This is a genomic window from Pseudomonas sp. MYb193 (assembly GCF_002966775.1).
Lineage (GTDB): Bacteria > Pseudomonadota > Gammaproteobacteria > Pseudomonadales > Pseudomonadaceae > Aquipseudomonas > Aquipseudomonas paracarnis.
Genome location: NZ_CP023269.1, coordinates 5,058,609 through 5,079,525, shown reverse-complemented (window position 1 = coordinate 5,079,525; position 20,917 = coordinate 5,058,609). Strand labels below are relative to the sequence as shown.

The following is a 20,917-nucleotide window of genomic DNA, read 5'->3' as shown; positions in this document are numbered from 1 at the left end:
GAATTCTTTGAATCTGCATTACTCGTTTGCAACTTCGTAATCAAATGCAATGAAGTAGTCACTTTCTGAAAGAGCAATTTCGTGAGAAAAGTGCGGCTGTATCACTGATAGCCATTCCCTGCGCAATTCAAACATACCGTTATTGACGTCCACTGCGCCCAACAACCCGAGCGCGGAAATCACCGAGTAGTCATCTCCGCAGTCCGCTGAACTCTCCGTTCCGCTTAGTCTCTCTGTGGTTCTGTCGAACCATTCCAATCTTATTTTAAGTCCCATGTAGCCCTCACAGATATTTTTTGATGTTTCGTTTTTTGATCGACCCTTTTAGCTGCTCGCCGCTTATGTGGTTGAAAGCACCTATATGGCTCCCATCACTTGCTAGATAAACCTCCAGCTCCCCGTGCTGAGAGTCCCATTCATAGATCTTCCGGCCTTTTTCCTCAATCCAGCGTTCTCTCAGCCCGGCGCCTCCTTGTCTGGGAGTCTTGGGTTTTGCTTTTATCAGTTTTTCAAAGCCAGTTATTTGTTCTGTGTTAGGCGCTTTGTGGTACTTGTGATCCCCAGCCTTGGCACCTACCACCACATACAGCGGCCGAACCCCCGACCCCGCCGGAAACACCAGAATAAAATCCCGATAGTCCGGTGGGTAAATAGGGTTAACCAGAATCTGCGCCGCCGTCTCAGTCGGTGGGTAGATCCAGATCACCGGTGCTTGCGGCGCAGCCTCCAATGCCGGAACACCTAAGGTGTCATTTGGATCAACGGAGGGCGTCCAGATCAGCTCTACGCCATTATTCAAATCTGCTATTAACTGGCCGCTGCGGTTTTGAAACTGCACCACGTCAATCATCTGCCAATCGGCATTGTTACCTGTGTAAAACCCATACCCCTTGAGCGTGCCGTCGTCGCGTTGCTCGATATGCAGCCGCATTTGCGAGCGCGCTCGTTGCAGCGAACGCAACTGTTCCTCGTTATAGAGCGCGCTATCACTTAGATCCGACGGCCAAGCCAGCGCTACCAACCCTGTCAACAGGCTACCAGCGACGGATGCGCTGACTGTGGCCGCCGCTTCCAAAAACGCTGAACGCAATGCCAACTGCCCTAAGCCGGCTGGCAGTGCACTGCCGCTGATCTTGCGCAAGGCAACCGCGCCCCGGGCGTCCACTTCACGCCCGCCCAACAGACTTACATGGCCGTACTCCTTGATCAGTTCCAGTGGGACAAAACCGGGGGGGCTCGAGTAATGGGCGATACCGTCAGGCAGTTGGCATGGCTTGATGAAGACGCAGCCGGGAGGTTTGGCTGGTGTAGGTGGCGGGGCAGGGGATGGCTCGAAAAAATCGACAGTAGGCGAATACGGCATACGCGACGGTTGCCGGGTGAGGATTCGTCGCTTGAGTAACGCTTGTTCGGTGGGTGGATAAAAGCGTTCTGACATGACCGATTCACTTCCTTGTGCGAGGGAGTGAGCCTATGAGGGGGAGTCAGGAACCGATATCAGCTCAATTTTCAGTTGATGTGGGAAAAGTTGACTGGTGCGTGAGTCGCCAGCATTGTTTCGAATATTGCGATTTTCGTTTGTTTCGTTTAGCGTTGGCCTCAACTGAATTGCGCAAGGCCGGAGTTGCATCATGACCATAAACAATCTTCCCAAAACGATCCTTCCGCTGGAAAAAGAAGTCGAGGCGGCAGTGCAGGGCCAGCGTGAATTAGCGTCCCTATTGTCGACCAAATTTGAAACCCAGCGCATCGACATCTTCGACAAAGAAGATAAGCCACACAGGCTTGTACTCCCAACCTCCGCACTGCGCCTGCTGGTCGATATTCTGGGCGAATTGGCGCTCGGCAATGCCGTCAAGGTAGTGCCGGTTCATGCCGAGTTGACCTCGCAGGAGGCGGCCGACTTGCTTAATGTGTCACGCCCGCATTTGGTCAAAATGCTGGAGGACGGCGCTATCCCCTTTACAAAAACGGGTCGACATCGTCGAGTCCGCTTTTCGGATTTGATGGCCTTCAAGCAACGGCGTGACGAGCAAAGCCAAGAGGCAATGGAAGCGCTGGTTCAACAGGCCCAAGAGTTGGGAATGGGGTATGACGGATGAGGTGTTCGCCCTTTACAGCGGTATACGACGCTTGTGTTCTCTATCCTGCGGTTCTTCGGGACTTACTCATGTGGCTTGGTTTGTCTGGGTTATATCGAGCGCGATGGACTAGCCAGATTCAGGATGAGTGGAAGCGCAACATACTCAAGAATCGACCCGATCTTACGGCCGCGCAGGTGGACTGCACGTCGGCGCTAATGGACGTTGCGATACCTGACGCTCTGGTGACCGGATATGAGGACCTGTGTTCGAGTTTGGATTTACCAGACCCGGATGACCGGCATGTGTTGGCGGCAGCAATTCGGAGTAAAGCTGAGGTTATCGTGACCTTCAATTTGAAAGACTTTCCACCACATATATTGGCTGCCTATGACATTGAACCGATGCATCCGGATGACTTTATTTCGGATCTCTGGGATTTGGATCAGGCGGCAGTTTTGGGAGCAGCGCAGAAGCAGAGGAGGGCGTTGAAGAAGCCCGCGATGGAGGCGGGAAGCTATCTCGAAATGTTGATGCGGCAGGGCTTGGTGCAGACTAGCAAGGCAATGGGGCCTTATGAAATGATGCTGTGAGCAGGATGAACCCGGTGTACGTCAGTTGAACCGCAGTAAAAAAGACCTTGGGACGCCAAGGTCTTTTTTATGCCTGCGGATCAACTCAGCAGGTGCTTGGAAATCAGCCGCGAGATTTCCACGATCGAGGTCTTGCCAGTGAATTCGAACTTCACCTTCCCCAACGACGAAAAATAAATCTCCAACTCCGAATCCAAGTCAAACGTCCCGGACGTTTCCACCGAGTACGCCACGATGTTCTTGTACGGCAATGAGGTGAAGTCCTTCTTGCTGCCGGTAATTCCCTGCACGTTAACCGCGATGATGCGTTTGGTGGTGAACACGACGCCGTCGCGCATGGCCTTGTACGCGTCGACCACTTCTTCGCCGTCCAGCAGCAGGGCCGCTACGCGTTCGGCGTATTCGTTGTTTTGCTTGAGCTTGAAGAAGCCTTTGTTGTTGAAGTCGATCATGTGCCTGTCCTGGGTAAGTGGTGCCGTCGGTGTATGACGTTTTGCTTGCGGATCTGTATCTAACGCCTGGGCCTGCAAGCCCCTAGCATGACGCTCAACACGACCGCGTCGGCGAAGGGTTTCACGCTGGCAGCATAAAAAACAGGAGCCAATCCATGCCTGATATATCCAGCTTGCTCGCCTACGGCCTGATTTCACTCGGCATGGTACTGACACCGGGGCCGAACATGATCTACCTCATTTCCCGCTCCATCTGCCAGGGGCGCACGGCCGGGTTGATTTCCCTGGGCGGGGTGGCGCTGGGGTTTGTGGTGTACATGGTGTGCGCGGCGCTGGGTATCACGGCGTTGGTGATGGCGGTGCCGTTTGCCTACGACGCGCTGCGGCTCGGCGGGGCGCTGTATCTGGTGTATCTGGCCTGGCAGGCGGTCAAGCCGGGTGGGCGCTCGCCATTCCAGGTGCGCGACTTGCCCAAGGACAGCCCGCGCAAGTTGGTCACCATGGGCTTGGTCACCAACCTGCTCAATCCCAAAGTGGCGGTGATGTATTTGTCGTTGCTGCCCCAGTTCATCGACCCGAACGGTCATGGCAGTGTGCTGGTGCAATCCCTGGCGCTGGGCTCCCTGCAGATTCTTATCAGCGTGAGCGTCAACGCGGTGATTGCCTGCATGGCGGGTTCCATCGCGGTGTTTTTTGTCACCCGGCCAGGTTGGCAGGTGCTGCAGCGCTGGCTGATGGGGTCGGTGTTGATGGGCTTGGCGGTGCGGATGGCGGTGGAAGGGCGTAAGTAAGTCAACGTCACAGGATGGCTTTCAGGTAATCCTTGAGTGCGTGGAGCGGGGCGTCGAGTGTTTCCAGGGTCGGTGCTTGGCGCACGTCCGTTGCGAGCCGCTGCAACTCGCGACCCATGACGGTATCGGCGCCACCCAGGGTGTCGAGTGCCAGAGACAGGCATTCATCGAGCTTCACTTGGATCTCGGCCAGGTTTCCCTGGCGCACCAACAACCCGAACACCTCGCGATCATAGCCCTCCATCACGGGATCATCGCGCAGCAACGGGCTACCGTCGTCAGTCTCATGCACCAGCTTCAATGCAAACAACGCAACCGCTTCAAGCGTTAACTCCATGGTCCCGCTCCCTCCACTGCCACGCCTGGCACTTTTTTGCAGGCGAAAAAAAAGACCTTGAATTTCAAGGTCTTTTTTTAAGATGGTGCCCCGAGGGAGACTCGAACTCCCACTCCTTTCGAAAACGGATTTTGAATCCGCCGCGTCTACCAATTCCGCCATCAGGGCTCAATGGCGGCGAAGTATAGAGATGAGATTACCGTTGGTCAATCACGTTTCATGGTCTATTTTCACTATTTCCGCTAGACTTCCCGGCCCTGCTAGACGAACCCCATCATGCGCGTTGCTGACTTTACTTTTGAGCTCCCTGATTCGCTGATCGCTCGCCACCCTTTGGCCGAGCGTCGCGCCAGTCGACTGCTGACCCTCGATGGGCCCAGCGGTGCCCTCGCACACCGTCAATTCACTGATTTGCTTGAGCATTTGCGCCCAGGCGATCTGATGGTTTTCAACAATACCCGGGTGATTCCGGCGCGGCTGTTTGGCCAGAAAGCGTCCGGCGGCAAGCTGGAAATCCTGGTGGAGCGGGTGCTGGACAGCCATCGCGTGCTGGCCCATGTGCGCTCCAGCAAATCGCCCAAACCGGGGTCGAGCATCTTGATTGAGGGCGGTGGTGAAACCGAGATGGTCGCGCGCCACGATGCCTTGTTCGAGCTCAAGTTTGCCGAAGAAGTGTTGCCGTTGTTGGAGCGCGTCGGCCATATGCCGTTGCCTCCTTATATAGACCGCCCCGATGAAGACGCGGACCGCGAGCGCTATCAGACCGTGTACTCACAGCGCCTCGGCGCCGTCGCCGCCCCGACTGCCGGGCTGCATTTCGACCAGCCATTGCTGGATGCGATTGCCGCCAAGGGCGTCGACACGGCCTATGTGACTCTGCACGTGGGGGCCGGTACGTTTCAGCCGGTGCGTGTGGATAACATCGAAGACCACCATATGCACAGCGAGTGGCTGGAAGTCAGCCAGGACGTGGTGGATGCGGTGGCGGCGTGCAAGGCGCGTGGCGGTCGAGTGGTTGCTGTGGGCACCACCAGTGTGCGTTCGCTGGAGAGTGCAGCGCGTGATGGCGTGCTCAAGCCGTTCAGTGGCGACACCGATATCTTCATTTTTCCAGGGCGACCCTTTCATGTGGTCGATTGCCTGGTCACCAACTTCCATTTGCCGGAATCCACGCTGTTGATGCTGGTGTCGGCATTTGCCGGTTACCCGGAAACCATGGCTGCCTACCAGGCCGCCATTGCTAACGAGTACCGTTTTTTCAGCTACGGTGATGCGATGTTTATCACCCGTAACCCGGCGCCGCGCGGCCCTGAGGACAACTTATGAGTCGTATGTCGTTTGAATTGCTCGCTACGGACGGCAAAGCCCGTCGCGGCCGCCTGACCTTCCCGCGCGGCACTGTGGAGACCCCGGCCTTCATGCCGGTCGGCACCTACGGCACCGTCAAAGGCATGTTGCCGCGCGACATCGTCGCCACCGGTGCCGAGATTATCCTCGGCAATACCTTCCACCTGTGGCTGCGCCCGGGCACGGAAGTGATCAAGAAGCATGGCGACCTGCATGACTTCATGAAGTGGCAAGGCCCGATCCTCACCGACTCCGGTGGTTTCCAGGTGTTCAGCCTGGGCGCCATGCGCAAGATCAAGGAAGAGGGCGTGACCTTCGCCTCGCCGGTCGACGGCGCCAAGGTGTTCATGGGTCCGGAAGAGTCGATGCAGGTACAGCGCGACCTGGGCTCGGACATCGTGATGATTTTCGACGAGTGCACACCGTACCCGGCCGATGAAGACGTGGCGCGTATCTCCATGGAGCTGTCGCTGCGTTGGGCCCAGCGTTCGAAGAACGCCCATGGCGATAACACGGCGGCGCTGTTCGGTATTGTCCAGGGCGGCATGCATGAAAGCCTGCGCAAACGCTCGCTGGAAGGCCTCGACAAGATCGGCTTCGACGGCCTGGCCATCGGCGGTTTGTCGGTGGGCGAGCCCAAGCACGAAATGATCAAGGTGCTCGATTACCTGCCAGGCCTGATGCCCGCTGACAAACCTCGTTACCTTATGGGCGTTGGCAAACCGGAAGATCTCGTAGAGGGTGTGCGCCGCGGTGTGGACATGTTCGATTGCGTGATGCCAACCCGTAATGCCCGCAACGGGCATCTGTTCATCGATACAGGCGTGCTGAAAATCCGTAACGCGTTCCATCGCCATGATGATTCGCCGCTGGATCCTACCTGTGACTGCTACACCTGCCAGAACTTCTCCCGTGCTTATCTGCACCATCTGGACAAGTGTGGGGAAATGCTGGGTAGCATGTTGAATACCATCCACAATTTGCGTCATTACCAAGTCCTGATGGCTGGTTTGCGCGAGGCTATTCAACAGGGTACATTGGCCGCCTTCGTCGATGCCTTCTATGCCAAGCGTGGCCTCCCTGTGCCGCCCTTGGACTGAGTTTTCCGACCCTAAGATTCACTATTTGCAACTGGAGTGCTAAATGAGCTTTTTTATCTCTAACGCTATGGCTGACGCCGCTGCGCCTGCTGCTGCCGGCCCTATGGGCGGTGGTTTCGAGTGGATTTTCCTGGTCGGCTTCCTGGTCATTTTCTACCTGATGATCTGGCGTCCACAGGCCAAGCGCGCCAAAGAGCAGAAAAACCTGCTGGGCAGCCTGCAAAAAGGCGACGAAGTCGTGACCACTGGCGGTATCGCCGGCAAGATCACCAAGGTTTCCGATGCTTTCGTGGTACTGGAAGTCTCCGACACCGTGGAAATGAAGTTCCAGAAGGGCGCCATCGCCGCCACGCTGCCTAAAGGCACGCTCAAAGCGATCTGAGTAACAACCTTTACCAATCGACGGGGCGCGCAAGGCGCCCCGCGTTATAAGCGGGCGGCGTGATGCTGAACAAATACCCTCTGTGGAAATACGTACTGATCCTGGCGGTGCTGGCGATCGGTTTTATTTATTCCGCTCCCAATCTCTATCCTGATGACCCGGCGATCCAGATCTCTGGCGCCAGCACTTCGCTGCAAGTCAATCAGGCTGATCTGGACCGTGCGAGCAAAGCGCTCAATGACGCGGGTATCCAGGTTAAAGCGGCAACCTTGGCGGCTGGTTCCAAAGGCGGCTTGTTGCGCCTGACCAAGCAAGAAGACCAATTGCCGGCCAAGGATGTCGTACGCAAGGCCATGGGTGACGACTACGTTGTCGCGCTCAACCTGGCCCAGACCACGCCACAATGGCTGCGCAGCATTGGCGCGCACCCGATGAAGCTGGGTCTGGACTTGTCCGGTGGTGTGCACTTCCTGTTGGAAGTCGACATGGACAAGGCCCTGGACGCACGTCTGAAAGTCTACGAAGGCGACGTGAAGAGCCTGCTGCGCAAAGAGAAGCTGCGTTATCGCAGCCTGCCGCAGCTCAACGGCGCTATCCAGCTGGGCTTTGCTGACGAAGCATCCCGCGAACAGGCCCGTGCGCTGATCCGCAAGAACTTCAATGACTTCGACATCGTGCCTGCCGACCTGAACGGTCAAGCGGTACTGCGTCTGGCGATGAGCCCGGCCAAGATCGCTGAAATCCGCGAATACTCCATCAAGCAGAACTTGACCACGGTCCGTAACCGCGTCAACGAGCTGGGTGTAGCCGAGCCGATCGTGCAGCGCCAGGGCGCCAACCGCATCGTGGTTGAGCTGCCAGGCGTACAAGACACCGCTGAAGCCAAGCGTATCCTCGGCAAGACCGCCAACCTGGAGTTCCGTCTCGCGGCAGACCCAGGCGCTACGCGTGCCACTTCCGAAGAATTCGAATTCCGCGAAGGCAACCGCCCTCCAGCGCTGATCGAGCGTGGCTTGATCATCACCGGTGACCAGGTGACCGACGCCAAGGCCGGGTTCGGCGAGCACGGCACGCCTGAAGTGAACATCCGTCTGGATGGCCATGGTGGTGAACTGATGAGCCGCGCCACGCGCAGCAACGTCGGTCGCAGCATGGCGGTGATCTTCATCGAGCAGCGCCCGGTGACCACCTACACCAAGCAGATGGTCAACGGCGTCGAGAAAGACGTGCCGGTGCAGACCTTCAAGGAAGAGAAGAAGATCATCAGCCTGGCGACCATCCAGTCGCCTCTGGGTGCTCAGTTCCGTATCACTGGCCTGAACGGCCAGGGCGAGTCTTCCGAGCTGGCGTTGCTGCTGCGTGCCGGTGGCCTGGCGGCACCGATGTACTTCGCTGAAGAACGTACCATCGGCCCGAGCCTGGGTGCCGACAACATCACCAAGGGTGTCGATGCGGCGCTGTGGGGCATGTTGTTCGTGTCGCTGTTCATCATCGCCATCTACCGCTTCTTTGGTGTGATCGCCACTGTCGCCCTCGCGGGCAACATGGTGATGCTGCTGGCCTTGATGTCGTTGCTGGGCGCCACACTGACCCTGCCAGGTATCGCTGGTATCGTACTCACCATGGGTATGGCGGTGGACGCCAACGTGCTGATCTTCTCGCGAATTCGTGAAGAGATCGCCGCCGGCATGACCGTGCAGCGTGCAATCAACGAAGGCTTCGGCCGGGCATTTACCGCGATCCTCGACTCCAACCTGACCACATTGCTGGTCGGCGGGATTCTCTTCGCCATGGGCACGGGCCCGGTGAAAGGCTTTGCGGTGACCATGTCCCTCGGGATCTTTACCTCGATGTTCACGGCCATCATGGTGACCCGCGCAATGGTCAACCTGATCTTTGGCGGGCGTGACTTCAAGAAGTTGTGGATTTAAGGGGCTGCCATGTTACGTACAATCAACTTCATGGGCGTTCGCAACGTTGCGTTCGGCGTCACCGTGCTCCTTACCGTTCTGGCGTTGTTCAGCTGGTTCCATAAGGGCCTGAACTACGGCCTGGACTTTACCGGCGGTACGCTCATCGAGCTGACCTATGAGAAGCCGGCCGACGTTACCCTGGTGCGCAGCGAGCTGGTCAAGGCCGGCTATCACGAAGCCGTTGTGCAGAGCTTCGGCGCCACCACAGACCTGCTGGTGCGCATGCCTGGCGAAGACCCGCAACTGGGTCACCAGGTAGCCGAGGCCTTGCAAAAGGTGGGTGGCGACAACCCGGCATCGGTCAAGCGCGTCGAGTTCGTCGGCCCGCAAGTGGGTGAAGAGCTGCGCGACCAGGGCGGCCTCGGCATGCTGATGGCGCTGGTCGGCATCATGATCTACCTGGCATTCCGCTTTCAGTGGAAGTTCGGTGTCGGCGCCATTGTGTCGCTGATCCACGACGTGGTCGTGACCGTGGGTATCCTGGCCTACTTCCAGATCACCTTCGACCTGACCGTACTGGCGGCTGTGCTGGCGATCATTGGTTACTCGCTCAACGACACCATCGTGGTATTCGACCGGGTTCGTGAGAACTTCCGCGTACTGCGCAAGGCAACGTTGATCGAGAACATCAACATCTCCACCACCCAGACCCTGCTGCGGACCATGGCGACGTCGATCTCCACCTTACTGGCGATTGCTGCGCTGATGATCTTCGGTGGCGACAACCTGTGGGGCTTCTCCCTGGCGCTGTTTATCGGCGTTCTGGCGGGTACCTACTCGTCGATCTACATCGCCAACGTGGTGCTGATCTGGCTGAACCTCAACAGCGAAGACTTGATCCCTCCTGCCGCTACCGACAAGGAGGTCGACGACCGTCCTTGATGGGCGTTTGTTGATCCGCTGTTACAAGAAAGGCGCGAGTATTGAACTCGCGCCTTTTTTTTTGCTCCAAGGCTGGGTATAGCGCGGATCTTTCGGTCCGCTTGTGATGGTCAGGAGGTTCATGTGAACAAGTCGTTGCTGGTTGGTGCGGTATTGGGTGCTGTCGGTGTGACTGCCGGAGGCGCTGTTGCCACCTACAGCCTGGTAAAAAGCGGCCCTGAGTATGCGCAAGTACTGGCGGTGCAGCCGGTTAAAACCCAGATCAAAACCCCGCGTGAGGTCTGCAAGGACGTCACTGTGACCCGGCAGCGTCCGGTGCAGGACCAACATCAAATCGCCGGTACCGTGGTGGGTGCCCTTGCGGGTGGCCTGCTGGGCAACCAGATTGGTGGCGGTAACGGTAAGAAGCTGGCCACCGTGGCCGGTGCGGTCGGTGGTGGCTACGCCGGTAACAAGGTTCAGGAAGGTATGCAGAACCGCGATACCTACACCACTACGCAAACTCGCTGTAACACCGTTAATGACATCAGTGACAAGGTGGTCGGTTATGACGTGCGTTACAACCTGGACGGCAAGGAAGGTACCGTGCGTATGGAGCGCGACCCTGGCAGCCAGATCCCGGTCGATAAGGAAGGTCGTCTGATCCTCGGTCAGAACCAGCAGTAATCCCCAGGTCTGGTTTCGATCCAAGTGTGGGAGCTGGCTTGTCTGCGATAGCGGTGGGTCAGTAACTAATCAGTTGGTTGGCAGCCCGCCATCGCAGGCAAGCCAGCTCCCACATTGGATTGTATTGAGTCAGTTGGAATTGGTTTTTTGCTAAATCCCACGCATAAAAAAAGCACCCCGCAGGGTGCTTTTTTGTGCCCGCTCGCTTAGCGCTTCAGCGAAGCCGGCAGGTGCGGCTGGATCGCCGTCAGTACTGCCTTGAAGCATTTGGTGTTGCCAGCCACGACGTGGCCTTTCTCCAGGAAGTCATGACCGCCGGTGAAGTCGCTCACCAGGCCGCCCGCTTCCTGAATCAGCAGGGCGCCTGCTGCCATGTCCCACTCGGACAGGCCCGACTCCCAGAACGCGTCAAAGCGACCGGCGGCTACATACGCCAGGTCCAGGCTGGCCGCACCGGCACGGCGGATGCCGGCGGTCTGGCCAACCAGGGCGCGGAACATGCCCAGGTAGTTCTCCAGGTTGTCCATCTGGTCGTCACGGAACGGGAAGCCGGTACCCAGCAGGGCGCCTTCCAGGCTGGTGCGGCCGCTGACACGCAGGCGGCGGCCGTTCAGTTGGGCGCCACGGCCACGGCTGGCGGTGAATTCTTCCTGGCGAACCGGGTCCAGCACAACGGCGTGTTCCAGGCGGCCACGGTATTTGCAGGCGATGCTCACGGCAAAGTGCGGGATGCCGCGCAGGAAGTTGGTGGTGCCATCCAGTGGGTCGATGATCCACAGGTAGTCTTCGCCTTCGCCACTGCCTTTGTGCAGGCCGGTTTCTTCACCGAGGATGCCGTGGGTAGGGTAGGCCTTGCGCAGGGCGTCGATGATTTTCTGTTCGGCGGCGCGATCCACCTCGGATACATAATCCTTGGCGTCTTTTTCGTCGACCTTGATGGTATCCAGGCGCTCGATGGAGCGGAAGATCAATTCACTGGCGCTGCGGGCGGCGCGCAGCGCGATATTCAGCATGGGCTGCATGGATAGGTCACCTAAGGTTGTTAAAGAAAGCCGAGCATTCTAGCAGAAACTTTCCTCAGGTGAAGGACGACGTTCGCTTTCATGGCATAACCTTAGGCGGTTCTGTAAGATTTGCTCCCCTTTCCTGTGTCCGCGAGCGCCTCCCTTGCTGCAAAACATTCGTGTCGTCTTGGTCAATACCAGTCATCCCGGCAACATCGGCGGGGTGGCGCGAGCCATGAAAAACATGGGGCTGACGCGCCTGGTGCTGGTCGAACCGCGGGTATTCCCGCACCACGAGGCTGATGCCCGTGCGTCCGGCGCCAATGACTTGCTTGAAAATGCCCAAGTAGTCGCCACCTTGGAGGATGCCTTGGTCGGCTGCAATCTGGTGCTCGGCACCAGCGCCCGTGATCGTCGTATCCCTTGGCCGCTGCTGGATCCGCGTGAATGCGGCACCAAAGTGGTGGAAGAGGCTGCTGGCGGTGCTGAAATCGCCTTGGTATTCGGCCGTGAAGACTCCGGCCTGACCAACGAAGAGCTACAGCGATGTCATTACCACGTGCATATCCCCTCAGACCCTGAGTTTAGCTCGCTGAACCTCGGGGCTGCGGTGCAGGTGCTGACTTATGAAGTGCGCATGGCCTGGCTGGCCGCTGCCGGCCAGCCGAGCAAAGTGGAAAAGGACGAGGTTGCATCGACCAAAAGTGGCGAGTTGGCCACCATGGACGAGCTGGAGCGGTTCTATGAGCACCTGGAGCAAACCCTGGTCGCCATCGAATTTCTCGACCCTGAAAAGCCACGGCACTTGATGGCGCGCCTGCGTCGTTTGTACGGCCGCAGCTCGGTGAGCCGGGCTGAAATGAACATATTGCGTGGCATCCTCACGGAAACCCAGAAAGCGGCCCGTGGTGAGCTTCTTGAGCGGAAGGATTAAAAATGTTCGAGCGTTTGCGAGAAGATATCCAGAGTGTTTTCCATCGTGACCCGGCGGCGCGCAACGCCTTTGAAGTGCTGACCTGCTACCCGGGCATGCACGCGATCTGGATTCATCGCCTGTCTGGCGCCCTTTGGGGCATGGGCTGGAAATGGCTGGCGCGCCTGGTATCGAACTTCGGGCGCTGGTTGACCGGTATCGAGATTCACCCGGGTGCCAAGGTGGGCCGTCGGTTCTTTATCGACCACGGCATGGGCATCGTGATTGGCGAGACGGCCGAGATCGGCGATGACGTCACCCTCTATCAAGGCGTGACCCTGGGCGGCACCACCTGGAATAAGGGTAAGCGCCACCCAACGCTGGGCGATGGAGTGGTAGTAGGGGCGGGCGCCAAGGTGCTCGGGCCCTTTACCGTAGGTGCCGGCGCCAAGGTTGGCTCCAACGCGGTAGTGACCAAGGCTGTGCCGCCGGGTGCTACGGTTGTGGGCATTCCAGGCCGCATCATCGTCAAGCCGCAAGTCGGTGATGAGCAAGAGGCCAAGCGCAAGGCGATGGCCGAGAAGATTGGTTTCGATGCCTATGGCGTCAGTGAAGATATGCCCGACCCGGTGGCTCGTGCGATTGGTCAATTGCTTGATCATTTGCAGGCGGTGGACGGCAAGCTGGAGGGTATGTGCGGGGCGCTGAAGGAGTTGGGCAGCCCGTACTGTGCCAAAGACTTGCCTGAACTGCGTGAAGAAGATTTTGCTGAAATCAAGGACGAAGCCGCTACCACCAAGGCAGGCTGAACGCGGTCTCTTGTGGGAGCTGGCTTGCCTGCGATAGCTGTCTATCAGCTTGCTTATAGGTTGCTGGTCCACCGCAATCGCAGGCAAGCCAGCTCCCACATTTGATCTCCATTGGCCCGGTGGCCTTGCAGCAGGCTTGGTTACGCTGTTCGATCCCACCCCATCCTGCTATGATTCGCGCGCCCTTTTTACGGGTAATCCTGACTAAAGTACTAGGTCTTATAGTTGACTTAAATACTCGGGAATCGCATACTTGCTCCCATTCTGAAACACCTTGGTACTTGTCCATGAGACTGACTACAAAAGGCCGATACGCGGTGACCGCCATGCTCGACTTGGCCTTGCACGCGCAAACTGGGCCGGTGTCCCTGGCCGATATCTCCGAGCGCCAAGGCATTTCCCTGTCCTATCTCGAGCAGTTGTTCGCCAAATTGCGCCGTAGCAATCTGGTTTCCAGCGTTCGCGGTCCGGGTGGCGGCTATCAGCTGTCCCGCGACATGCAGGGCATTCAGGTGGCCCAGGTGATCGACGCGGTCAACGAATCCGTCGATGCCACCAAATGCCAGGGTTTGGGTGACTGCCATGCCGGCGACACCTGCCTGACACACCACTTGTGGTGTGACTTGAGCCTGCAGATCCATGAGTTTTTGAGTGGTATCAGCTTGGCTGATCTTGTGACTCGCCGTGAGGTGCAAGAAGTAGCCCAGCGTCAGGACCAGCGCCGTTGCAACACCAAGGCGCCGCGTCTGGACAAGATCGAAGCGTCCGCCGTCGAGTGACAGCCGAAGAGCTAACGGCACGCCAGCCAGCCTGATTTAGGAGAAAGTCCATGAAATTGCCGATTTACCTTGATTACTCAGCGACCACCCCGGTTGATCCGCGTGTCGCGCAAAAAATGAGCGAATGCCTGCTGGTCGACGGAAACTTCGGCAACCCGGCCTCCCGTTCCCACGTATTCGGCTGGAAAGCCGAGGAAGCGGTCGAGAACGCTCGTCGCCAGGTCGCTGACCTGGTCAATGCCGACCCGCGCGAAATCGTCTGGACCTCCGGTGCCACCGAGTCCGACAACCTGGCTATCAAGGGCGCGGCGCATTTCTACGCGACCAAAGGCAAACACCTGATCACCACCAAGATTGAGCACAAGGCTGTCCTGGACACCATGCGCCAACTGGAGCGTGAAGGTTTCGAGGTCACCTACCTTGAGCCAACCACCGACGGTATCGTCACCCCTGCCATGATCGAAGCTGCGATGCGTGAAGACACCATCCTGGTTTCGGTGATCCACGTGAACAACGAAATCGGCACGATCAACGACATCGCCGCCATCGGCGAGCTGACCCGCTCCAAGGGTGTGTTGCTCCACGTCGACGCTGCTCAGTCCACCGGCAAGGTCGATATCGACCTGTCCAAGCTGAAAGTCGACCTGATGTCGTTCTCTGCCCACAAGACTTACGGCCCTAAAGGCATCGGCGCGCTGTACGTGAGCCGCAAGCCTCGCGTGCGCATCGAAGCCACCATGCACGGCGGCGGTCACGAGCGCGGCATGCGTTCGGGCACCCTGGCGACCCACCAGATCGTCGGCATGGGCGAAGCTTTCCGTGTAGCCAAGGAAGACATGGCTGCCGAAAACGTGCGCATCAAGGCCCTGAGCGATCGCTTCTACAAGCAGGTCGAAAACCTTGAAGAGCTGTACATCAACGGCAGCATGACCGCTCGTGTACCGCACAACCTGAATTTGAGCTTCAACTACGTCGAAGGCGAGTCGCTGATCATGGCGCTCAAGGACCTGGCGGTCTCGTCCGGTTCGGCCTGCACCTCGGCGTCCCTTGAGCCTTCGTACGTGCTGCGAGCCCTGGGCCGCAACGACGAACTGGCCCACAGCTCTATCCGCTTTACGTTCGGCCGCTTCACCACTGAAGAGCAAGTCGACTACGCCGCGCAGAAGGTCTGCGAAGCCGTCAACAAGCTGCGCGTTCTGTCGCCACTGTGGGACATGTACAAAGACGGTGTCGATATTTCCAAGATCGAGTGGGCGGCACACTAACTATAGAAGCCGCCACCCAAGCTCTGTAGGAACGTGGCGGAAAACGCAGGCGTTTCTACAGGGTTCCAGAGCGGCCCTGATGAGTGAGGATTCAGTACCATGGCTTACAGCGAAAAGGTCATCGACCACTACGAAAACCCGCGCAACGTCGGCAAGATGAACGCGGAAGATCCAGATGTCGGCACCGGCATGGTCGGCGCCCCGGCGTGCGGCGATGTAATGCGCCTGCAGATCAAGGTCAACGATGCTGGCGTTATCGAAGACGCCAAATTCAAGACTTACGGCTGCGGTTCGGCTATCGCCTCCAGCTCCCTGGCGACCGAATGGATGAAAGGCAAGACCCTGGATGAGGCTGTCACCATCAGCAACACCCAGCTGGCCGAAGAACTGGCGTTGCCGCCAGTGAAAATTCACTGCTCCGTACTCGCTGAAGATGCCATCAAGGCAGCCGTTCGCGACTACAAGCAGAAGAAAGGCTTGATCTAAGCATTTGGCGACGAGTAAGGAGTCAACGATGGCTATCAGCATGACAGAAGCGGCTGCGCAGCACATTCGCCGCTCCCTGAATGGGCGCGGTAAAGGTGAGGGGATTCGTCTGGGTGTACGCACCACGGGCTGTTCCGGCCTTGCCTACGTGCTGGAGTTTGTCGACGAGGTGGTTGAAGAGGATCAGGTGTTCGAAAGTCACGGCGAGAAAGTGATCATCGACCCCAAGAGCCTGACCTACCTGGACGGCACCGAACTCGATTTCGTCAAGGAAGGGTTGAACGAAGGCTTCAAGTTCAACAACCCTAACGTGCGCGGTGAATGTGGCTGCGGCGAAAGCTTCAACATCTGAGGCTACTCGTGGGTACTCCTTGTCATTTCGCTTTATTCGAGCTGCAGCCGAGCTTTCGGCTGGACCTTGAGCAGCTCGCCACGCGCTACCGTGAATTGGCGCGTGGGGTGCATCCGGACCGCTTCGCTGACGCTTCCGAGCGTGAGCAGCGCTTGGCCCTTGAGCAATCGGCCAGCCTCAACGAAGCCTATCAGACGCTCAAAAGCCCCGCGAAACGCGCGCGTTACCTGCTCGCGCTGAACGGTGGCGAGTTGCCGTTGGAAGTTACGGTGCACGATCCGGACTTCCTCATGCAGCAGATGCAGTGGCGCGAAGAGCTCGAAGACTTGCAGGACGAAGCCGATATAGCCGGTGTTGCGGTCTTCAAGCGTCGTCTGAAAACCGCCCAGGATGAGCTCAACGAAAGCTTCGCAGCCTGTTGGGATGATGCGGCGCAACGCGAACAGGCCGAACGCCTGATGCGGCGCATGCAGTTTCTCGACAAGCTCACCTACGAAGTGCGCCAGCTAGAAGAGCGCCTCGACGATTAACCCAGTGCTGCCCGTGATGCACGCCTGATAGACAGATAAGACCTGATTACCATGGCTCTACTGCAAATCGCCGAACCCGGCCAAAGCCCTCAACCGCACCAGCGTCGCCTGGCGGTCGGGATTGACCTGGGCACCACCAATTCCCTGGTTGCTGCCTTGCGCAGCGGCCTGTCCGAGCCACTGCCTGACGCTGATGGGCAGGTGATCCTGCCGTCCGCCGTGCGTTATCACGCCGACCGCACTGAAGTGGGCGAATCGGCCAAGCTCGCCGCGTCCGCAGACCCCCTGAACACGGTGTTGTCGGTCAAGCGCTTGATGGGTCGTGGGTTGTCCGACGTCAAGCAGTTGGGTGACCAGCTGCCGTACCGCTTTGTCGGCGGCGAGTCCCATATGCCGTTCATCGACACTGTCCAGGGGCCCAAGAGCCCGGTGGAAGTGTCGGCCGATATCCTCAAGGTGCTGCGCCAGCGTGCGGAAAACACCTTGGGTGGTGAGCTGGTAGGGGCGGTTATCACCGTTCCGGCGTATTTCGATGACGCCCAGCGTCAAGCCACCAAGGACGCGGCGAAACTTGCCGGCCTGAACGTGCTGCGCTTGCTCAACGAGCCGACCGCGGCGGCTGTGGCCTACGGCCTCGATCAGCACGCTGAAGGCCTGGTCGCTATTTATGATCTGGGCGGCGGCACCTTCGATATTTCGATCTTGCGCCTGACCGGCGGTGTGTTTGAAGTGCTCGCGACCGGCGGCGACAGCGCTTTGGGTGGCGATGATTTCGATCACGCCATTGCTGGCTGGATCATTAGCAGTGCCGGCTTGTCGGCCGACCTGGACCCAGGCGCGCAGCGCAACCTGCTGCAAACTGCCTGTGCGGCCAAAGAGGCGCTGACTGACGCTGCTTCTGTTGATGTTTGCTACGGTAACTGGTCGGCGCCACTGACTCGCGAAGCCTTTGATGCGCTGATCGAGCCGATGGTCGCCCGCAGCCTCAAAGCCTGCCGTCGTGCTGTGCGTGATTCCGGTATCGAGTTGGAAGACGTTGGCGCAGTGGTCATGGTAGGTGGTTCCACCCGCGTGCCGCGCGTGCGTGAAGCGGTAGCCGAAGCCTTTGGGCGCCAACCATTGACCGAAATCGACCCGGATCAAGTCGTCGCCATCGGCGCTGCCATCCAGGCCGATACCCTGGCTGGTAACAAGCGAGACGGCGGCGAACTGCTGTTGCTCGACGTGATCCCGTTGTCCCTGGGCCTTGAAACCATGGGCGGCCTGATGGAGAAGGTGATTCCGCGTAACACCACCATCCCCGTCGCACGGGCCCAGGACTTCACCACCTACAAAGACGGTCAGACAGCCATGATGATTCATGTGCTGCAAGGCGAGCGCGAGCTGATCAGCGACTGCCGTTCCCTGGCGCGTTTTGAGTTGCGTGGCATTCCGGCGATGGTCGCGGGCGCGGCGAAAATTCGCGTGACATTCCAGGTTGATGCCGATGGCCTGCTCAGTGTCGCTGCGCGCGAACTGGCGTCTGGCGTTGAAGCCAGCATCCAGGTCAAGCCGTCCTACGGCCTCACCGATGGCGAAATCGCCAAGATGCTCAAGGATTCGTTCCAGTATGCCGGTGACGACAAGGTCGCCCGCGTATTGCGCGAGCAACAAGTGGATGCCCAGCGCCTGCTCGAAGCGGTGCAGGGCGCCCTTGAAGCCGACGGCGAGCGCTTGCTGGATGCCGAAGAACGCATGGTCATTGACCTGCAGATGCAGGAACTGGCCGAACTGATGAAAGGCAACGATGGTTACGCCATCGAGCAACAGACCAAGCGCCTGTCGCAAGTGACTGATGCCTTTGCCGCCCGCCGTATGGATCAGACGGTTAAAGCCGCGCTGGCGGGCCGCAACCTGAATGAAATTGAGGAATAACTGATGCCGCAGGTCACTTTTCTACCGCACGCCGAACATTGCCCTGAGGGCATGGTCGTGGAGGCTGAGACCGGCAAGTCCCTGCTCGACGTCGCCCATGACAACCACATCGAGATCGAAAGTGCCTGTGGCGGCGTCAATGCCTGCACCACCTGTCACTGCATCATTCGTAAAGGTTTCGACAGCCTAAATGAGGCTGACGACCTTGAAGAAGACTATCTTGATCGGGCGTGGGGCCTGGAGCCGACGTCGCGCCTGAGTTGTCAGGCGAAAGTGGGGACTGAAGACCTCACCGTCGAAATCCCGAAATATTCGCTCAACCATGCAGCCGAAGCGCCGCATTGATTCAAGGAAATGTCATGAGCCTGAAATGGGTTGATGTACAAGAAATCGCTATACAACTTGCTGAAGCTCATCCTGAGGTCAATCCTCTTACCGTGAACTTCGTCAAGCTGCGCGACCTCGTAATGGCACTGCCGGATTTTGACGACATCCCTGACCGGGGTGGCGAAAAGGTCCTGGAGGCGATTCAAGGCCTGTGGATCGAAGAAGCAGACTGAGCCGCCTTTTTACGCAGTTAGGCAATACCCAATAACCCGCGTATAATTCGCGGGTTTAATTTTTCGTAAATTACCGTTTCTGGAGTTACACCATGGCTGTTCAACGTACTTTCTCCATCATCAAGCCTGACGCTGTTGCAAAAAACGTCATCGGCGAGATCACCACTCGTTTCGAAAAAGCCGGCCTGAAGGTTGTAGCTTCGAAACTCAAGCAACTGTCCAAGGCTGAAGCTGAAGGCTTCTACGCTGAGCACAGCGCTCGTGGCTTCTTCGGCGACCTGGTTGCCTTCATGATCTCCGGTCCTGTTGTTGTTCAGGTTCTGGAAGGCGAAAACGCTATCGCTCTGAACCGTGAGCTGATGGGCGCTACCAACCCTAAAGAAGCGGCTGCTGGCACCATCCGTGCTGACTTCGCTGAATCCATCGACGCCAACGCTGTTCACGGCTCGGACTCCGAAGCTGCTGCTGCTCGCGAAATCTCGTACTTTTTCGCTGCTACTGAAGTAACCGCTCGCTAAGCATCGGCTTAAAGAGTGAGGGTGAATCCATGACTACATCGACTGTTAAAACCAACCTGCTGGGTCTGACTCAGCCGGAAATGGAGAAATTCTTCGACTCAATCGGGGAGAAGCGTTTCCGTGCCGGTCAGGTAATGAAGTGGATTCACCACTTTGGCGTCGACGATTTCGACGCCATGACGAACGTCAGCAAGGCCCTGCGCGACAAGCTCAAGGCCATTGCCGAGGTGCGTGGTCCCGAAGTGGTCAGCGAGGACATTTCCAGCGACGGTACCCGTAAGTGGGTCGTGCGCGTGGCGTCCGGTAGCTGTGTCGAGACCGTGTACATTCCCCAGGGCAAACGTGGCACTTTGTGCGTTTCGTCCCAGGCAGGCTGTGCCCTGGACTGCAGTTTCTGCTCCACCGGCAAGCAAGGCTTCAATAGCAACCTCACCGCCGCCGAAGTCATCGGCCAGGTGTGGATTGCCAATAAATCCTTTGGCAGCGTCCCGGCGACCGTCGACCGTGCCATCACCAACGTGGTGATGATGGGCATGGGTGAGCCGCTGCTGAACTTCGACAACGTGATTGCGGCCATGCACCTGATGATGGACGACCTGGGCTACGGCATCTCCAAGCGCCGTGTGACCCTGTCGACCTCCGGCGTGGTACCGATGATCGATGAGCTGGCCAAGCACATCGACGTCTCCCTCGCGTTGTCGCTGCACGCACCTAATGACGCATTGCGTAACCAATTGGTGCCGATCAACAAGAAATATCCGCTTAAGATGCTGCTCGAGTCGTGCCAGCGTTATATGGCGACCCTGGGTGAGAAGCGTGTGCTGACCATTGAGTACACCATGCTCAAGGACGTCAACGACAAGCTGGAGCACGCGGTCGAGATGATCGAATTGCTCAAGGACACCCCGTGCAAGATCAACTTGATCCCGTTCAACCCGTTTCCTCATTCTGGCTACGAGCGGCCGAGCAACAACGCCATCCGTCGTTTCCAGGATCAACTGCACCAGGCCGGCTATAACGTCACTGTGCGAACCACTCGTGGTGAAGACATCGATGCCGCGTGTGGCCAATTGGTAGGGCAGGTGATGGACCGCACCCGCCGCAGTGAACGTTATATCGCCGTGCGCGAACTTAACGCCGCTGAAGATTTGCCGCAAATCGCTGTGAATCGAATCTGAGAGAG

At 58.2% G+C, this 20,917-nt stretch carries 26 protein-coding genes and 1 tRNA gene; 21 read left to right on the top strand and 6 right to left on the bottom strand.

What is annotated here, in order from left to right; all coding sequences use genetic code 11:
- Positions 1-18: 18 nt before the first annotated feature.
- Together CLM72_RS23200 and CLM72_RS23195 are read right to left on the bottom strand one after the other, a co-directional pair.
- Positions 19-276: a colicin E3-like toxin immunity protein gene (locus CLM72_RS23200; RefSeq protein WP_105228371.1), complete on the bottom strand. Its 258-nt coding sequence runs from the start codon at positions 274-276 to the stop codon at positions 19-21.
- 7 nt (positions 277-283) lie between these two features.
- The gene (locus tag CLM72_RS23195; protein ID WP_105228369.1) at positions 284-1,438 is read right to left on the bottom strand and encodes an S-type pyocin domain-containing protein; all 1,155 of its coding nucleotides are present in this window, start codon (positions 1,436-1,438) and stop codon (positions 284-286) included.
- A 193-nt stretch (positions 1,439-1,631) separates the two neighbouring features.
- Between CLM72_RS23195 and CLM72_RS23190 the strand changes: the two genes are divergently transcribed.
- Complete coding sequence (locus CLM72_RS23190; RefSeq protein ID WP_054922011.1) at positions 1,632-2,102, top strand: helix-turn-helix domain-containing protein; 471 nt, start codon at positions 1,632-1,634, stop codon at positions 2,100-2,102.
- Positions 2,099-2,674 carry a PIN domain-containing protein gene (locus CLM72_RS23185; RefSeq protein ID WP_105228367.1) on the top strand — a complete coding sequence of 192 codons (576 nt, stop codon included), beginning with the start codon at positions 2,099-2,101 and terminating at the stop codon, positions 2,672-2,674. The genes CLM72_RS23190 and CLM72_RS23185 overlap by 4 nt, the downstream gene beginning before the upstream one ends.
- Before the next feature lie 80 nt (positions 2,675-2,754).
- Here the strand turns inward: CLM72_RS23185 and CLM72_RS23180 are convergent, their stop codons facing one another.
- Positions 2,755-3,126, bottom strand: a complete 372-nt coding sequence (locus tag CLM72_RS23180; RefSeq protein ID WP_014719840.1) for a PH domain-containing protein — start codon at positions 3,124-3,126, stop codon at positions 2,755-2,757.
- Positions 3,127-3,281: 155 nt separating this feature from the next.
- Here CLM72_RS23180 and CLM72_RS23175 point away from each other — a divergent pair, with 155 nt between their 5' ends.
- Positions 3,282-3,917, top strand: coding sequence for a LysE family translocator (locus CLM72_RS23175; protein ID WP_038451453.1), 636 nt, complete (start codon positions 3,282-3,284; stop codon positions 3,915-3,917).
- A 7-nt stretch (positions 3,918-3,924) separates the two neighbouring features.
- On the opposite strand, the gene CLM72_RS23170 is transcribed toward CLM72_RS23175, so the two are convergent.
- The gene (locus tag CLM72_RS23170; protein ID WP_105228365.1) at positions 3,925-4,254 is read right to left on the bottom strand and encodes a hypothetical protein; all 330 of its coding nucleotides are present in this window, start codon (positions 4,252-4,254) and stop codon (positions 3,925-3,927) included.
- A gap of 83 nt (positions 4,255-4,337) precedes the next feature.
- Positions 4,338-4,422: transfer RNA gene (locus CLM72_RS23165), tRNA-Leu, on the bottom strand.
- Between the two features lie 108 nt (positions 4,423-4,530).
- On the opposite strand from CLM72_RS23165, the gene queA reads away from it, so the two are divergent.
- The 6 genes from queA (at position 4,531) to CLM72_RS23135 (ending at position 10,604) form a co-directional block, all read left to right on the top strand.
- Positions 4,531-5,580 (top strand): tRNA preQ1(34) S-adenosylmethionine ribosyltransferase-isomerase QueA, encoded by a 1,050-nt coding sequence (queA, locus tag CLM72_RS23160; RefSeq protein WP_105228363.1) that lies wholly within the window; start codon positions 4,531-4,533, stop codon positions 5,578-5,580.
- 5 nt (positions 5,581-5,585) lie between these two features.
- On the top strand, positions 5,586-6,701 hold the full coding sequence (tgt, locus tag CLM72_RS23155; RefSeq protein WP_032803964.1) for a tRNA guanosine(34) transglycosylase Tgt: 1,116 nt from the start codon (positions 5,586-5,588) through the stop codon (positions 6,699-6,701).
- A gap of 43 nt (positions 6,702-6,744) precedes the next feature.
- Entirely contained in the window at positions 6,745-7,083 is a 339-nt protein-coding gene (gene yajC, locus CLM72_RS23150; RefSeq protein WP_003175975.1) for a preprotein translocase subunit YajC, read from the top strand.
- A 62-nt stretch (positions 7,084-7,145) separates the two neighbouring features.
- Positions 7,146-9,014 (top strand): protein translocase subunit SecD, encoded by a 1,869-nt coding sequence (gene secD / locus CLM72_RS23145; protein ID WP_003194025.1) that lies wholly within the window; start codon positions 7,146-7,148, stop codon positions 9,012-9,014.
- Positions 9,015-9,023: 9 nt separating this feature from the next.
- Complete coding sequence (gene secF, locus CLM72_RS23140; protein ID WP_003194024.1) at positions 9,024-9,938, top strand: protein translocase subunit SecF; 915 nt, start codon at positions 9,024-9,026, stop codon at positions 9,936-9,938.
- A 123-nt stretch (positions 9,939-10,061) separates the two neighbouring features.
- Positions 10,062-10,604: a glycine zipper 2TM domain-containing protein gene (locus tag CLM72_RS23135; protein ID WP_003194023.1), complete on the top strand. Its 543-nt coding sequence runs from the start codon at positions 10,062-10,064 to the stop codon at positions 10,602-10,604.
- Between the two features lie 206 nt (positions 10,605-10,810).
- On the opposite strand, the gene suhB is transcribed toward CLM72_RS23135, so the two are convergent.
- Positions 10,811-11,626 carry an inositol-phosphate phosphatase gene (gene suhB, locus CLM72_RS23130; protein ID WP_005791195.1) on the bottom strand — a complete coding sequence of 272 codons (816 nt, stop codon included), beginning with the start codon at positions 11,624-11,626 and terminating at the stop codon, positions 10,811-10,813.
- A gap of 145 nt (positions 11,627-11,771) precedes the next feature.
- Between suhB and trmJ the strand changes: the two genes are divergently transcribed.
- The 12 genes from trmJ to rlmN all read left to right on the top strand — a co-directional run bounded on the left by trmJ (position 11,772) and on the right by rlmN (position 20,912).
- The gene (gene trmJ / locus CLM72_RS23125) at positions 11,772-12,542 is read left to right on the top strand and encodes a tRNA (cytosine(32)/uridine(32)-2'-O)-methyltransferase TrmJ (protein ID WP_105228361.1); all 771 of its coding nucleotides are present in this window, start codon (positions 11,772-11,774) and stop codon (positions 12,540-12,542) included.
- A gap of 2 nt (positions 12,543-12,544) precedes the next feature.
- The gene (gene cysE / locus CLM72_RS23120; protein ID WP_034128028.1) at positions 12,545-13,330 is read left to right on the top strand and encodes a serine O-acetyltransferase; all 786 of its coding nucleotides are present in this window, start codon (positions 12,545-12,547) and stop codon (positions 13,328-13,330) included.
- A gap of 287 nt (positions 13,331-13,617) precedes the next feature.
- Positions 13,618-14,109, top strand: a complete 492-nt coding sequence (iscR, locus tag CLM72_RS23115; protein ID WP_003194020.1) for a Fe-S cluster assembly transcriptional regulator IscR — start codon at positions 13,618-13,620, stop codon at positions 14,107-14,109.
- Positions 14,110-14,159: 50 nt separating this feature from the next.
- Positions 14,160-15,374, top strand: coding sequence for an IscS subfamily cysteine desulfurase (locus CLM72_RS23110; RefSeq protein WP_003194019.1), 1,215 nt, complete (start codon positions 14,160-14,162; stop codon positions 15,372-15,374).
- A 99-nt stretch (positions 15,375-15,473) separates the two neighbouring features.
- Entirely contained in the window at positions 15,474-15,860 is a 387-nt protein-coding gene (gene iscU, locus CLM72_RS23105) for a Fe-S cluster assembly scaffold IscU (RefSeq protein ID WP_003175965.1), read from the top strand.
- Positions 15,861-15,888: 28 nt separating this feature from the next.
- Positions 15,889-16,212, top strand: a complete 324-nt coding sequence (iscA, locus tag CLM72_RS23100) for an iron-sulfur cluster assembly protein IscA (RefSeq protein WP_003209680.1) — start codon at positions 15,889-15,891, stop codon at positions 16,210-16,212.
- 8 nt (positions 16,213-16,220) lie between these two features.
- Complete coding sequence (hscB, locus tag CLM72_RS23095; protein WP_034128027.1) at positions 16,221-16,742, top strand: co-chaperone HscB; 522 nt, start codon at positions 16,221-16,223, stop codon at positions 16,740-16,742.
- A gap of 51 nt (positions 16,743-16,793) precedes the next feature.
- Positions 16,794-18,656, top strand: coding sequence for a Fe-S protein assembly chaperone HscA (gene hscA, locus CLM72_RS23090; protein WP_014719821.1), 1,863 nt, complete (start codon positions 16,794-16,796; stop codon positions 18,654-18,656).
- Positions 18,657-18,659: 3 nt separating this feature from the next.
- Positions 18,660-19,001 (top strand): ISC system 2Fe-2S type ferredoxin, encoded by a 342-nt coding sequence (fdx, locus tag CLM72_RS23085; RefSeq protein WP_032895388.1) that lies wholly within the window; start codon positions 18,660-18,662, stop codon positions 18,999-19,001.
- Between the two features lie 14 nt (positions 19,002-19,015).
- Positions 19,016-19,216, top strand: a complete 201-nt coding sequence (gene iscX, locus CLM72_RS23080) for a Fe-S cluster assembly protein IscX (RefSeq protein ID WP_034128025.1) — start codon at positions 19,016-19,018, stop codon at positions 19,214-19,216.
- 92 nt (positions 19,217-19,308) lie between these two features.
- Positions 19,309-19,734, top strand: coding sequence for a nucleoside-diphosphate kinase (gene ndk, locus CLM72_RS23075; protein WP_003175956.1), 426 nt, complete (start codon positions 19,309-19,311; stop codon positions 19,732-19,734).
- A 29-nt stretch (positions 19,735-19,763) separates the two neighbouring features.
- On the top strand, positions 19,764-20,912 hold the full coding sequence (gene rlmN / locus CLM72_RS23070; protein WP_003194014.1) for a 23S rRNA (adenine(2503)-C(2))-methyltransferase RlmN: 1,149 nt from the start codon (positions 19,764-19,766) through the stop codon (positions 20,910-20,912).
- Positions 20,913-20,917: the final 5 nt, after the last annotated feature.